1 protein-coding gene and 1 pseudogene are annotated in these 510 nt (G+C 48.8%); both read left to right on the forward strand.

From position 1 onward, the window contains the following. Window positions 1-183, forward strand: a pseudogene (locus ACFINZ_RS12185) (hypothetical protein); the annotation flags it as partial. After that, the coding region (locus ACFINZ_RS12190) for a hypothetical protein (protein ID WP_375633891.1) at window positions 176-510 on the forward strand (335 nt) is incomplete at its 3' end. The pseudogene ACFINZ_RS12185 and the gene ACFINZ_RS12190, both read left to right, overlap by 8 nt.

The raw sequence follows: 510 nt of genomic DNA on the forward strand, positions 1-510 counted from the left end.
CATATTGTTGATATGGCGAGCATTTCTATTCCTTCGATGGTGGCGATTATTGTTGGCAATCTGGGGGTGCATCGTGGTTTTGGTTCGTTGGATTTTTCCAATAGGAAACATTCCCATAAGCGGCGTAGCAGCTCCTATGATGGGGTGGAGATAACGAGGTGGGGAGATAAAAGCAATGTTTAGCCCTGTTTCAAAACTGTCTTTTGGTCTGCTTTTTTTGGTCAGTGTGATGTTGGCGGCTTTTGGCTTTATGAAAGCGCAAGTTTTAAAGGCGGAAAAGGCGCGTGATTTGTATTGGCAGTTGGAGATTGCCAAGGCTTCTGCACGCGCACAGCTTGAGATGGAGCGACAAAGGCAAGCAGCGTTTGAAGCTGAGCATCAAGCGCAAGGGGTGATTTCGGCTTTGGAACAAAAGCTTGTGAAAATGGAGGAGGTCAATGGGAAGTTGCCGGTTACTGGCGGTGGCATTGGGCTTGAGCGTGTGCGCTTGCTCAACACACAAGCCGGTGG

The sequence above is a fragment of the Bartonella sp. AA81SXKL genome (assembly GCF_042196945.1).
Classification (GTDB): domain Bacteria; phylum Pseudomonadota; class Alphaproteobacteria; order Rhizobiales; family Rhizobiaceae; genus Bartonella.